Here is a 14,889-nt window from a genome sequence, read left to right on the forward strand (position 1 = left end):
AAGACTATGTTTTACATCGTCCCTTTTATATCGAATAAGTGAGAAGAGAAAGTATGTTATCTCTTCTCACTTATTCTCAGTTTACATTCACACATCGACTTAAATTAATTGCCCTTTTCATATTCTGATATAAGCTGGAAGGGTAAAATCTCAATCTATTTAATAAGCTGCTTATATATTAAGCCTTTGGTATAACATGATTAGAAACAACTTCAACCGAAACTTTAGATTTTAAATGTGCTTTTACACTTATCTTTTTACCTACGGGAACCCCTTGATTTAGCTGGTAATTTCCAAGTCTTATCGGAAGGCCTTTGGTAGGTAATGTTTTCCCAGGATTTTGTGAATCTTCCTCGTTTTCCAAGTTTTCCGACCCAAGGCTTTGATTTTTCATATAGTCTGGAGCATCATATTCTTTTTCATCAATAGAAACACTATAATATTGAATATCCTTTAAATATTGTTCAACTTTTGCATTAAAATAAAACACTGTAATATTGCACTTATTCCAGTCATAAATGAAATTCTCTATAACATGAGCCGTTTTTAAATCATCATTGGATACAGGTTTTTCTGGTTTTATTTCATGCACTACTTCAACCAGCTTATCCAGATTAATGAAAGTAACTAGAACTGTGAATTTGTCATTTACCAGTCGCTCCTCCGTATTCCCACCCCCTATGGAAATTGGACGCTTACTATTAATCTCGATCGGTTTTTCAAATGTTAGTGTTAGCCCATCCTCGCCCACTTTCCATGTGCTTTTTTCTGGTATCACATTTGTCCATCTACTTACTTGGTAATCCGAAATATAACGTGCTAGCTCACTGTCTATATGAGGGAATGTAATAGACTTTAATTTATCCTCTTCATCCTTTTCAAAATTCCATATCAAGTCTTTATGTGCGTTCTGAATCTCTGCTTCAGTCGGTGGTGCTTTTACCTTGCCCACTATTCTAATCATTACGACAACTGGTTTTCGCCCAGAGTCAAAGAAGTTAGCCTGAATTCTTACGAAGCTAGGTGGTTGAGGCATCGGTTGAGATGCTTTACAATCTTGTAAACGTAGTTGCCCCTGTGCATTCATTTGAATTGGATTTCCAAAGGTTTCCCATTTCTTTTGAGATCCGTTCCAAACGTCAATTGTATACGACTGGATATGTGTTTGGATACGATCCTTTAAGTCACTTGTATTGAAAGTAATCGTTTGGTTGGTATCTTCCCATCCTTTTAGTGTATGGATGGAGCGAACCTCCTCATCCGTCACCATTCCAATCGCCCCTGCAAGCAGTTTCCATAACTCAATTTTGTCACCAGAATACGTATAAGCGAACAATTGTACGATATCTCCATGACGCGGCCCTTTGTCTGTATCAAACGCAAACGTTAACCCATTTGGGGTTAGATTTATTATGCTATTGTTGATACATCCCTCATACTTCTTGATATAACTATCAATTGGATCTGATAATGGACCAAGTGTAAATGAAGTGTAGGAATCCGTTACTTTAGACCAATTTGTTACATGATATTCCTGCTGAATTTTCTCTTTTGTTGGATATGCTCCTATAAAACCTGTCGTTCCAGCATATCGACTTTGAACGAGTACCCCTTCTCCATCTTTTTTGTAGGCGTAAATTTCAACATAGTCCCCTTTTTGTATCTTCTTACCCTTATCTAAATTTGCCAAATCTAGTTCTGGTGTTACTTGTTTTACAGAAATGCTTCCATAATAACGATTATTTACTTTGAATCCATAACTTGTAATGTGCTCTGATCCTGTATTAAATGTGACATGATCATAATAGTCATCTTTATCTTTTTTCCAGTTTACAATTTCATGTACCTGTTCTAGGATGTTTATACTATCTGATAGCGTAGATTCTGCTATTTTTCCTAAATCAATCGTAACAGGTTGCGTTTCTTTTTCCATCGTATGAATGATTAAAGTAATGGACTCTCTTTCCTTTGGAAGTTTTTCCATTGAAATTTTATGTTCAGCAAAATATTTCACAACATCCCATTTCAATCGTTGATCACGAATATAGCCCCCATTATCCTGACGTTCAAGTAAAACCGACTCGTATATATTATTACCAATTTGAATATCATATGATTTTACACTTTCTGTTAAACCTGTCGGTACAGGTGAAAGATATAACGCATCAAAACGATGTCCTTTTTGATGCCATTCACTTACTTCATAATGTTTAATCCATAATGCCTTTGATAATTCAGCTGTTCCATTAAATATAGTGGTTGGATCTCCGAGTACATGATAAGCAATAATTTCTACTTTATCGTCCTTTTTTGGATGTCGGCTTGTATCTCCTGTGTAATCAAAAAAATTAATAATCATTTTTCCATCTACTTCAAATGGACGTGCTGGAATTTTTCCAATAGAGTTTTGATTAACTATTACTTCAAAATAACTCAGGGTGTTACGACGGGGAATGTCTTCAGCTCTTAGCTTAAAGCTTACATAATCATACGTAGGAGAACTATCAATAGTATCGACATGCCAATAATCCAAAACAAGATTTTTCAAAGGATCTATATTATATCTTTTTATCATCGCATTATTTGGAATGCCATAAAAAATTGGGATATCATCAATAGTAATAATTATTTTATCGGGCTTGAGCTTGAAGTTACCTTCCTGGAACTTTTGGATAAATGTATAGTAATCGAGGAGAAATGGAGTGTGATTGTTCGCGCTGTTCCAATTGTAATCGTGACCATTATTTGGTTCACTAATCAGTAGTTCCTCTCTTGTGAACTGTATTGTTTCGAATGGTTTTAAAGTACCTTGTTTTATCCATTCTTGATAGGAAGTTTGTATGCAATAAGAAATTTCTTTTGGTTTCAGATTAGACAAGCATACTATTTGGCCTTCATTTGTTTGATATAATAAAATATCTTTTTGCTTGTTTTTTGAAATTGAAATTGAAGGCAGTTGGTTTTTTTCTATATAAAAGTTTCTATTCGGAACTTCCAGATTCCCCTCGTCCGTAGCTATTACTTTACTGCCGTTTTTGTATTCATGCTTTACGTATATTTTAGTTATCGCTCGATCCCCAACAGGCATGGGATAATTAAAATAGCTTTTTTCAGGTGTTTCAACTGTTTCAACAACATCTACTTGTCCATTTATTGTGATAGTGCGTGTAACGTTGGTAATGCCCATCATATATGGAAGCGGATCAAACTCAAGGTAATCCTGAGCATCAGATCTTGTTTTATAGTATATATGATAGTTATGATCCTTAGGGAATTGGGATTTAAAGTATTTAAGCTCGAGAGTTCCCCGCCACCATGTGTCTTTGTACTCATAATGATAAAGGTCGGTTTTTTCAAGGTATTGTTGCGTTGGGAGCAATTTTTCAGCTTTTTCTTCTACAAACCCTGTTAACTCAGAAACGTTCCCCTCAAAAATAACTTGTGAGACTTGTCGGGATACCATAATCGATAATTTTTCCGTTGGATTCCCACACAAATACCCCGTTCCTATCGTAGAAGCAGATGGGACAATCCCTTGTTTCAGTAGCTCACTGCTCGTTCCAGTGTTTTTCCATACACTATAAGACAAGCTTTGGTCGAATTGATTTTCTATATACAAATAAGCATTTGATAAAAAAGCATGGACTTCTAATATTGGTTTGATTAAGATGACCATTTCTTTCGTGAGAATCACATCATATACACTTTTCGTTTCGTCCCCTTTGTCTTTAAACGCTTGCAACTGTTTCGCAATTAAGTCATCTGTGTGTTGATCCACATACAACGTTACATGCGAACGATCGATTCTATACGTAAATCCTTGCGGTGTTGTAACCATGAGGTTCCCGCGATTATCTTGTGTGGCTCCAAAAGCAAATTGTAGGGCCTGTTCCACTGTTACTCGCGGTATACCCGATTCTGGTTTCGTTTTGTCGGGGGTGTCGACAACCTCATCTGCGGAAGGTGCCGCGACTCTTCTATCTAACGTCTCATTTGGTGTTTCGAAAAGTAAACGTGCTGTGCGGTTCATCATAGTATCTGTAACGTCAGACCAGTCTATCGATGTTCCTGGTTTATATTTTCCTGAACCTGGTGCAGCTGTGAATGTTCCTTGAATTTGAGTTGTCTTCACCTTCAATTGATTTCCTGCTGCCAGCTTATTTTTCGCGTCTGTACTGATGGTAGACGGAGTACCTTGAATTAAATCGCCTGGGGTAACAATTGCCCCCGTTGCACCGAAAGGGGGATAGCTGTCTCCAGGACTTAATGTAGGTATTTTAGGCACTTGGTACGTGCTCAACGGCGTGTCTGCAACCAAAAAATTTAGTGTCGGACTCATATCATTAATCTTAGCGGTCCCCATATTACGATACCGAACAATGCCTTGTAAGATCGCAGCACTTGCCGAATGAAGGGTTGTGGAGGCTTCGGTAGATTGCTGCTGTGCTTCTTGCAAGGTGGAAATCGTTGTTACACCCTGCTTTTCATTCATATGATGTTGTAAGTTAGTAGAAAGGTGCACACCTCCTTGGAATGAACCTGAAACTTGTGGTTTTTGGCCTCCCTTTGCGCTGCCTTTCCCGCCGAACTCGAGCTTTCCGCCCTTTGCTTCATCTGTTCCGCTCTCGGCCGTTCTCGTCTCCTCAAAGCCATAACTTGTATGATAAGAATGTCCCGTTGTGTAGGTTTTCTCTACTTCTTTCCACTCTTTTAAAATAAATCCCTCCATAAATATTGCTACACTTGGACAAGCAGCTACTAATGGATGATAGGCTTCTGGTAATATGCTCCCCTCTATATAGATGCTTCGGCCTGCTTTTTCTAAATCTGTATAAGGATCCCCCACCGTATTCTTGTCAAACGGATTCGAAATATATTTAGGGTGCTGCTTATAAAAATCAGGATTATGATCATAGGTTTCTAACCAAGGCATGACATGAAAATAACCGTTATCCTGATCAAATACTTCCGAAATTGTATACCCATTCTTTTCTAGGGCATCAGGGATTCCATCTCCATCACTATCTGTCTCTAATGCGCTGTATATTTCTTTTTTTAGCTTGTCCCATTCTTTGAATGGATCCTCTTTTTCAGGCGTTTTAGGTATTTCGGGTTTTGGGGGTGTTTCAGGTTTTGGGGGTGTTTCAGGTTTTGCTTTGGGCTGCTGACAGCTTGGATGTTCCTTCATCAAACTACAATTCACACCTTTTTTGATCGTCATGATTTTCGCCTCCGTCAAATAAATGATCTGAAAGATTGGTAATGCCTGTTCCGATTTCAAAATCAGGGACATAGATCTTGCTTTTGGGAATGTTTTGGCCGTCTCTCGCTCTATTTACGTACCACCGTTATAAAGATAATTGCATCTCCTCAACAGGTTTAGGGGAAGGCAATACATATTCTAGTCGCATCGTATACAGTTGGTCTTTTGTTAAGGTCTGTAACCAAGGCATGACATGAAAATAACCATTATCCAGATCAAATACTTCCGAAATGGTATACACCCTTCTTTTCTAGAGCATCAGGATTGCCATTCTCATCACTATCGCCCTCTAATTTTTTTGTATGCGCTCTCCATTTCTTGAATAGATCTTTGGTTTAGGGGATGTGGATTTCTTACAGTCTGGATGATTGGGGAAGTACTTACAATTCACGCTTTTTTTGCTCGTCATGACTTTCACCTCCGTCAAATAAATGATCTGAAAGATTGGTAATGCCTGTTCCGATTTCAAAATCAGGGACATAGATCTTGTTTTTGGGAATATTTTGGCCGCCTTTCGCGTACCACCATTGTAAAGATAATTGTATCTCTTCAACAGGTTTAGGGGAAGGCAATACATATTCTAGTCGCATCGTATACGGTTGATCTTTCGTTAAGGATACGGTATTATACTCATCTCGATTAATTACAATATATTTATCCTGAATTTGTAGGACCACATATGCGTCATCTGATGTAGAAAAGGCATAGTCGTCTGTTTGTTCTGGTTGGATTCTTCCTAGCCATCTCACTGCGCGTACCTTTTGATCAGGTGAAATAAATTTAGGGTCTACTTTTACCTGTGTATCTGTATACGTACCTTTTGAAAAAAATAATAGATTTTGAAAATATGGAGATTCGAAATAATAAGCTAATAGGCCGTTTTTAGGAAGACCTTGCATTTCTGCCATACTTTTGATCAATTTCGCTTTCCAAACGAAACGAGACTCTCCTTTTATGAAGATTCGCGTCTTTCCATCCTCTGTATCAATTTGATAATCGGCATTTTTTCGTAATATAACGTGTGTATCTTCCACCGTATCTCCTGTGAAATAGCCAACGCGTTCTCCAGCAGGAATCTGAATTTGGATCAGTTCCTCCTGCGCGCTTAAATTGTCTAAATTACTACTCAAGTTTTCTATTGTATAAAATTCATTACTTATCGTAGTAACTTTGTTATTATCTGTCGTTTTATTCTTGTTTACATTTTCTTTTTTATACGAATCTGTCATTCTAACCGTAATATATAAATCTTCTTTTAAGGCAGGAGCTGTCTCCAGAAATTCATCTACTTTTAGTGCATCCCACTTATCCCAGTTACCCCCTTCTTTTCCCTTTTTCAATTTATTTATTAGTTCTTCGGACGCGTTGAATTCTGCCTTTTTGGCTGCTTCTGGAGATTCGAATTTGTTTTCAAATGCCTTTCTTTCTTCTGGTCCTTTTTTAACTTGTTTTTGTATGTCCTTTTCTGTTAGTGGCATCATGATTCACTCCTTGTATAATATTGTAGTTATCCTTTATACTGAGAGCCCTGTGAAACATACTTGGACGTCTCAAGAGATTTCTAGAGCATACTTCGAAGGGGATCGGCGATCTTTTTACCAAACCTATGGATACATCGTATGATAAAAAGGGTTCTCAATATCTGTACGTGGCTCCCTATTTTCAGAATGAGATTCTTAATTTTCAAGTGTAGTAATGGCTCTAGGGGGGATTTTGATTCAGGACAAGCGCCCATACATGAGGTTGTTGGGTATATACACATTATTCCAGTATATCACTGGGTTCGAAAATTGAAATTTATAAGGGCTGTTCCGAATCTACATCTGTTGACATTTTCTAACCGTCTATATTTCTTCAACATCGTGAAGATTAACAAGCGTTTGGAACGAAAGCATTTTCTTAAATCAAAAGAAAATCATAAACGTTACAAAAAATTATTTAGATAGGGATAAAATAGGTACGAATGATATCCTTAATCTCCCTACCTCTCTATATTTTTAGTACATTACAAGCTTCATTGATTTAATATTGAGGTGCCTATTTTGAATAGATTGACCTTTGATAACTTCAAATTCTTTTATTTCTTAATTGATATGCTACTCACCGTTCTTATTTCGTGTCATTGGTTTCTAGGATACATTTAGTTTGTTTTTATTTATGAATATTTTTCAGAGGGAGAGATTCAAATGATTATTGTGCTGTACTTATACTATGTTCTTTTTCCTTAAAAGCCCATTTAAAGTCTCCTACATATGTTATTATACATACAAAAATAGGAGACGAGTGTATGCTTTATCCAGGTGATATCACATACAATAGTTGGAACGCCTTTTTTACCAGGCTTAAAGGAATGCTCTAGTACATTTGGAAATGTATGATGTTCTTGCTTTCTTTTCTTATAATAAGTAACACTTTTTGATCTTAAACCAGCTTGACTTAAAGCTGGTCTTACTTGAGATAAGCTAACCATAGCGTATTTATAAGATAATGATACAATTTTCGATATCCCATTCTACCTTTTAAGCGTTTAAATTGCATGACAATATAAGCCAGCGCATTCCAAATACTTGATTATACTGTCTTATAAACCGAAAACGTGTTAATTTTGGGTGCTTGCAAAGAAGGTTGTCGCCTTTTTTAGAAATTCATTTTCCTTTTTTAACGCCTAAATTTCTCTTCGTAAAGAACGTAGTTCTTGCCTATTACTCTGAATTAAAAAGGCCGGAATGTATACGATTGGAGAGTGATAGAAGTATGTAGAGGGGATATCCATCGTATAGAACGCTTTTATAACATAATATAATCGAAATGTTGCTATATAGGCCATGGGATGAGCTTCTAAGTGATAGCTACTATCAATCAAAATGAAGGATGCTGACAGGATACAAAACAGGGGGAGACGCCATCCAAGGGGAGCTTACAGTCATAGTATAAACAACGCTTTTCAAAACTATGCATTAGGAAATATTGGATACATAACAGAGGAAGAAGGAAGGGGAACTTCATATAGATTCTGTTACAAATGAGCTTACGGTAGGTATGATACACCATACTTGACTACATTATACATCAAAAAAATAGAAACCACGCTGTCTACGATTTGGAAATGTACGTTCACACGTCTAAATCACAGGTTACGTTATGTACAGATACCATTCCTTTCACATACAATGATTTTCTATAAAAAAGCCATTACGTATCCATGAAGTGACCCCCGAAAGTTAGACAGGTCGTTTCATTAGGCAGCCTCTAGGGTATGAGCCTGGTATTGCACTGGGCTCATACCCTAGAGGCTGCCTTAATTCTTTTATGATTATAGTATTTTACATAATTTGCTAATTCTTGTTTGAAATGTGTTATACTTTCAAATTTTTTTCGATACAGAAATTCCGATTTCATGATACCGAAGAAATTTTCAATAACGGCATTGTCATAACAGTTTCCTTTGCGAGACATACTTTGAGTTATGCCACAATTCTTAAGAGAATGAAGGTATTGTTTCATTTGATAGTGCCAACCTTGATTAGAGTGAATGAGGAGTTTTATCCGAATCGGTTACACAATAAAGGGCTTGGTCCAACATTGGTGATAGGTATAACTTCTTCCCCAATAACTTAAACTCCGTAATATCTGTAACCCACTTTTCACTTGGTTTTTCAGCTTGGAAGTTGCGATTTAAAATATTTGGCGCAATTTTCCCAACTGTCCCTTTGTAAGAGCGATATTTTTTCATACGAACCAGACATTTTAACTCTAATTCTTTCATAAGGCGATACACTTTTTTATGATTTACTTTGTGTCCACGATTCATCAGTTCATCACGAATACGACGATAACCATAACAAACATCGTGTTCATTATAAATAGCTTGAATCAGTTCTTTTACCTCCGCATTTGGAACAGGACGATTAAAATGTTTCATCCAGTAATAGTACGTACTACGTGGAATGTTTGCGAGTTGAAGTAACTCCTTGATAGGAAATTCATGCCTTAATTCGTAGATTACTTGCGCTTTGTCTTGTTTGATGATTTTTCTTTGTTTTGAACTAAGGCATTCAACTTTTTTAAATATGCATTTTCCATACGTAAACGCTCATTTTCCGCTTGTAAGGCTTCGATTGATCCTTCATCTACTGGTTTTATTTTTTTATTTTTCATGGTTGGACGCCCCTTTTTCTTTGATTGTAGGGCATCCAATCCTCCTGTTTCATAAGCTATTTTCCATTTCCGAAGTGTTTCATAAGACGGTATATTGAAAAATGCCGCTGTTTCTCTGATAGATGTCCCGTGTTCATTCATATAATAAAATACATCTAGTTTATACTGGGCTGGGTAGAATGTATAGCACTTTTCAAAGGCCTTTTCACCTGAAGACTCATATCGTCTAATCCACTCACGAAGTACGCTAGGGTTAACTCCTATAGATTTAGCAATTGTTTTTCCACTTTCTGTACCATCTAAATATCGTTTCACCACTTCATCCGCCTTTTTTATATCACATGTTTTCAGTCCTGAAGTCTGTTTACCCGTTATAGGATGTATACATACATTTTCACATCGTGTGTATAAAATAGATTCCTCCATACATACTACATACAGAAAATCAATTCACGCAAAAACAAGGATCTTTCCAACACAAGAGAGAACCCCTTCCCCTTTTTCATAGACCTTTCGCTTAAGCTAGTAAAGCGAACGATTCAAAAACGTTTCACCGTAGGTTCGAATCTCTCAAGGTCTATTTTTCTTTCCCTCATTCACAAGGTATCAAAAAAATCTCCCCTTCTATTTGGATACCCACATTTTGTATGCCCTGCTAATCCCTATCCCACTATCCATAACATCTACTGGAGGAATGACACAATGAAAGCGAAATCACACAAAAAAAAGCGGACGCCAGACCTTCATAAAAAGAAAGAAAATCCGCCTCTTTCTTCTACTCCCCAATCCAATTATAAGTATATACAACAACACTTGAATGGATCGAAAGATCTCATCAAAAAAACGGTCGATACACCAGCTGGCCCTCTTACCATTGTATATGTAGAAACGATGATTGATCAAAAGGTACTACAAGACAAATTATTGTATCCCTTGTTGTTATTGGAAGAGGCGATGAATCTACAACAACTACAAAAAAGAATTCAATTGGATAATCGGCCTCTTTCGAATCTAACAGACGCCATACAACAGCTTTTACAAGGCTCCGCACTCGTTTTTTTTCCAAAAAGCAAACAGTGCATTTCTTTTGATATGAAGCAAACATCGACACGAAGTATCACAGAACCTACCACTGAAAAAATCATTCGTGGTTCTCATGACGGTTTTATAGAAAATCTACATACAAATATAAATATCATGCGGAATCGAATCATGAACCCAAATCTGACGGTATCTTATTTTGAGGTCGAAAAAAAATCGAAGGCTACCGTTGCGATGCTGTATCTAAAAGGGGCTGCGAATCAGGAAATCGTTCGTACCATAACAACCAAAATAAAAAGAAGCGCAAAATCAAATCCATCTCCCTCAGATTCCATCGAAAAATCTCTGGAATCCTCCTCTTTGTCTCCGTTCCCTCAAATGTTGAATACAGAAAGACCAGACCGAGTGATGAAATACTTACTCCAAGGGCATGTCGTTCTATTTGAAGATCATAATCCCAATGCTCTCATTATGCCGGTCACGTTTTTTTCTTTTTATCAATCACCTGAAGATGATCGTTCGAGAACATTAGTTGGCTTGTTTTTCCGTTTGATCCGTTTCATGAGTATATGGATTTCCTTGCTCCTTCCTTCTTTATATATCGCTATCATCGGATTTCATTTTGAATTATTGCCGAACGATTTAATCGTAACCATCAAAAGTTCTATTCAAGGAATCCCGTATCCCCCTTTGATGGAAGCACTCCTCATGGAATGTATTCTAGAATTCATTCGGGAAGCGGCTATTCGCTTACCGACTCCTATCAGTCAAACCATTGGGGTCGTAGGCGGGCTCGTAATTGGGGATGCTGTTGTCAAATCCGGGTTCGTTTCCAATGTCATGGTGGTTGTGATTGCTTTAACAGCCATTGCTTCCTTTCTTGTTCCTTCCAGTGAAATGAGTAACAGTATTCGCATCGTTCGATTTTTCTTCCTGTTCGCCGCTTCTTTACTCGGCTTACCGGGCATTATGTTTGCCCTTATGATTGTAGGAATTCATATGTGTAGCTTACGTTCCATGGGAACACCTTATCTTGCCCCTTTTGCGCTCTTCGCTTTCAAAAAAGGAAGCCACATCTTTTTCCCTAAGCGATTTCGCAAGAGAAGAAAGAAACAAATTGTAAAGAAGGAAGGGACACAGGATGAATCTTAATCAAACAAATACAATCACTTCCCGGCAGTTTTTTTATATGCTCATTCAATTCCAAATTGGAATCAGTTTATTATCACTTCCCCATACAACATATGCGGTCGCTGGAAAAAGCGCCTGGCTTTTCATTCTTTTCCTCGGTATCCTCATTCAAATCGCTACCATCCTATTTTGGCGCATCGGGCGACAATTTCCGAAGCAACATTTTTTTTCCTATCTCCCTTCCCTAACAGGAAACGTTTGTGCCAAAATCATCACATTCTTTTTTACGCTCTATTTTCTCGTTGCCGGAAGTATGATTTCCTTTTATTTTTGTCACATATTAAAGTTATGGGTTCTTCCTCACACCCCCTCTTGGTTTATCAATCTTCTTCTCGTGGGGACGGCTGTATATGCAACGACAAAGGGACTTCAAGTGATGGGATATGTGTTGATTTTGTCCTTCCCATGCATCCTTTTTTTACTTGTTTTACTCAGTTTTAGTTTTACAGACATGCCCTTTTTCGAATTCTTTCCCGTTTCATCCTTCCCCCTCTCTTCTCTCTTTCATTCTTCCACCGAATATATATTAGCTTTTACAGGGTTCGAAGCCTTTCTATTTTTGTATCCCTTTATAAAAGGGACAGAAAAACAAAAAATAAAAAGTGCCTTACTCGCAAACTTGTTTACAAATGGATGTTATGTCTATGTTGTTTTGGTTACATTGTTCCATCTTGCTCCCTCTCAAATTCGGCACATGACCGAACCTGTGTTATATGTACTAAAAACTTTACCGATTTCCGTCTTTTTCCGTGTGGATTTGGTCTTTTTATCGATTTGGATGATATGTGTTACAACATCCATGATTCTGTATGTATTTCTCGCTTCACATAGCCTGCCCTTTTTATTTTCTTCCCCAAATCCAAAAAGAAAAAAATGGATCCTGATTGGAATTGCTATCATCATGTATACACTCAGCTTACTTCCCCAAAATGAAAAGGGCGTCCATTTTTTCATCCAAACTTTCGCTACTATAAGTATCGTCTTTACGATTGCTCTGCCAGCTCTCCTTCTTCTCCTCTCATCTATCAAAAGAAAAAGGAGTGCGTAATGTGAAAATCTTGAAATGGATCAGTATCAGTTGCTTGCTTCTGTGTTGCTCAGGTTGTTGGGACCAACACATCATGAAAGATATAGCCTTGGTGACCGCTATCGCTTATGATCAACAACAAAATGAAAAGATACAAACTACATTCTTTCTTCCCCGGGTGCCAAACACCAATAATGGGATTAGTAAACCAGATACACAGATTGTATCCGTTCTTTCTAACACCCCAAGTGAAGGAAAGGCGAAGCTAGACGCAAAAATATCAGGCTTATTAGACACTGCGAAAAATAGAGTCCTCCTAATCGGAGAATCTTTTGCAAAAAAATCCCTTCCTGCTCTCCTAGATTCGTTTTATCTGGATCCAAAAAGCAACTTACGCACACCTGTCGTCGTCGTCAAGGGCAATGCAAGACAATTTATGAAACAAGTGAAAGTAAAAGATGAATTGTTCAGTGATTACATGTATCGGATTCTGCAAAGTGCAAAAACGAATGGTTTCATTGAAGAAACAAATATCCAGGGGATTCTTTCTAAAACGTCCCATCCGAAACAAGATTTTGTCTTGCCTTATATGGAAGTGGATACGAAACAAATGAAAACAAATATAACAGGGCTTGCCCTGTTTCACAACAATCGTTATACAGGACAACGATTAAAAAAAGAACAAGCGAAATTATATGTCTTATTGCAAAAGCAACAGGTGAAAAATTTGCAATTCACCCAAAAAATAAGGATTTCCTCTCACTCGCCTCACAAACAATATGTCACCATACAAATCAAAAAAAGAAACAAGTACATGGCCATCCTTCCCAAACAGAAAAAAATCCATGTGAACATTCGATGCCACCTGCAAGTAGCATTGATCGAAAAAACAGTCCCTACTTCCAAACAGTCCAAGGAAAAAATAGAAAAAGAGCTGTCCCATCTATTCACAAAACAATTACGAACAGTTTTGCAAACATTACAAAAAGAAAACTGCGATAGCCTGGGGATAACGCGAGAACTACAAGTCAAACATCCTCAGCTATTCCAAGCTACGAATGGGAAACAACAGTATGCCCAAGTGAAATTCAGTCCTTCCGTACACGTACAACTAGTAGATAAAGGACTGTTACAACTATCAGAGTGATTCACATAGGTAGCCACTCTGACAAATGAAGCGGTACACACTCTGGCGCACAAAGTATTTCATACAAGCGGTAGCTATTATTTGCTAGCCCTACAATCCTATATAGCCAAAATAATGTGACAGATGGCCCCACCATGTTGATCCTTTTTCCTCAGCTATATGCCTTATTCCTTTTTATATGCTTATCAAGAAAAGGATGCATAGCATACAGCAAAACCGGCATACTAATATAGAGGACGACTGTTTTGTTGATGTGACCTATTCGTTACTATTTTTCCTACCCCACATATAGGAACACCTCTTGGTTATTCCCTTCCTTTTTTTCTTGATTCACTTGATAAGGAGCACTATCGGTATGATGAACACGTACACACGTATTTTGGTCCTATTCCTTTTCGTTTTGTGGTATGAGAGAAGCCTCGGATTCGATGTTTTTCCCTACGCATCTCATTTCCCCTTGGTTTCTCCATCTGAAGAATCCCCACCCCATATGGATTCTATTTTAAGAGAATTGCACCTTCCTCCCCAATTAGATAATAAGCCCGCTTATCATCAACGAGAGCAAGTTCAATTCATTTAGTAGGAAACTTGTAAAAAATAGAGTCATTTTTCAATGAACAATTAGAAATAGAAAGCAGGATTTACGTATGAATGACCCATTATTTAAAAGAAAAATGGATGGACATGGACGCATTACCATTCCACAAGATCTCCGCATGCGAATGGGCATGCAGCAACACGACGAAATAGAGATATATCCCATGCACAATCACCTCATTTTGAAAAAACGTACCCCTACTTGCTTTATAACAGGAAAACCAACTCTATACCCTTTCTCCTTTTTGAAAGGAAAATTATTAATAAGCCAAGAAGGTGTGCAAATCTTACAAACGGAACTAGAACATTATCAACAAACGCACTTAAAACTAGACATAGAATCAGAAAAAATAGAATAAATTTGTGAAAAGTCCGGATTTCATAACACCCCACATATATGAAATCGAGCATATCGCAAATCTGTCGTCCTCAACTCCATAAAAAACAAAGTTTGCTTGCGGCATC

General features: G+C 37.4%; 6 protein-coding genes and 1 pseudogene. 4 read left to right on the forward strand and 3 right to left on the reverse strand.

The window, feature by feature from the left end:
* Positions 1–178: 178 nt before the first annotated feature.
* From M1D66_RS28380 to M1D66_RS28390, 3 genes and pseudogenes are all read right to left on the reverse strand, one after another.
* Positions 179–5,221 carry a binary toxin-like calcium binding domain-containing protein gene (locus tag M1D66_RS28380; RefSeq protein WP_479831955.1) on the reverse strand — a complete coding sequence of 1,681 codons (5,043 nt, stop codon included), beginning with the start codon at positions 5,219–5,221 and terminating at the stop codon, positions 179–181.
* 422 nt (positions 5,222–5,643) lie between these two features.
* Positions 5,644–6,744: a PA14 domain-containing protein gene (locus M1D66_RS28385; RefSeq protein ID WP_479831957.1), complete on the reverse strand. Its 1,101-nt coding sequence runs from the start codon at positions 6,742–6,744 to the stop codon at positions 5,644–5,646.
* Positions 6,745–8,501: 1,757 nt separating this feature from the next.
* Positions 8,502–9,739: pseudogene (locus tag M1D66_RS28390) on the reverse strand (IS3 family transposase).
* Positions 9,740–10,123: 384 nt separating this feature from the next.
* Here M1D66_RS28390 and M1D66_RS28395 point away from each other — a divergent pair.
* The 4 genes from M1D66_RS28395 to M1D66_RS28410 all read left to right on the forward strand — a co-directional run bounded on the left by M1D66_RS28395 (position 10,124) and on the right by M1D66_RS28410 (position 14,783).
* Positions 10,124–11,614, forward strand: a complete 1,491-nt coding sequence (locus tag M1D66_RS28395) for a spore germination protein (RefSeq protein ID WP_479831958.1) — start codon at positions 10,124–10,126, stop codon at positions 11,612–11,614.
* Positions 11,604–12,701, forward strand: a complete 1,098-nt coding sequence (locus tag M1D66_RS28400) for a GerAB/ArcD/ProY family transporter (RefSeq protein ID WP_479831959.1) — start codon at positions 11,604–11,606, stop codon at positions 12,699–12,701. Before M1D66_RS28395 ends, M1D66_RS28400 begins: the two co-directional genes overlap by 11 nt.
* A gap of 1 nt (position 12,702) precedes the next feature.
* Entirely contained in the window at positions 12,703–13,827 is a 1,125-nt protein-coding gene (locus M1D66_RS28405) for a Ger(x)C family spore germination protein (RefSeq protein WP_479831960.1), read from the forward strand.
* A gap of 647 nt (positions 13,828–14,474) precedes the next feature.
* Positions 14,475–14,783 carry an AbrB/MazE/SpoVT family DNA-binding domain-containing protein gene (locus tag M1D66_RS28410; RefSeq protein WP_479831961.1) on the forward strand — a complete coding sequence of 103 codons (309 nt, stop codon included), beginning with the start codon at positions 14,475–14,477 and terminating at the stop codon, positions 14,781–14,783.
* Positions 14,784–14,889: the final 106 nt, after the last annotated feature.

This window comes from Bacillus sp. PK6-16 (assembly GCF_056530295.1).